Raw genomic sequence first — 214 nt, forward strand, 5'->3', positions numbered from 1 at the left:
GTACGCTTTCGACCACCGGCAACGTCGAAGTCACATCAGACACCAGCTTTATCTTCACGCTAGCCGGTGCCGATATCGCTGCCGTGGATGCCTTGCTCAATAAAAACGGCACATCTTCCGCCAGCAGTTCCACAACTTATAATCTTGCTGCAGCAGACGACTGGAACAGCGTCATCACCGGTGGCAACATCCAGGACCTGACTGGCAACGGCAT

Annotated in this window: 1 protein-coding gene; it reads left to right on the forward strand. The window is 54.2% G+C overall.

Translation table 11 applies throughout. The features are described 5' to 3' along the window. On the forward strand, positions 1 to 214 hold a 214-nt coding region (locus tag ACO0LD_RS31870), incomplete at both ends, for a hypothetical protein (RefSeq protein WP_423013560.1).

Source organism: Undibacterium sp. Ji83W (assembly GCF_049340385.1).
GTDB lineage: Bacteria > Pseudomonadota > Gammaproteobacteria > Burkholderiales > Burkholderiaceae_D > Undibacterium.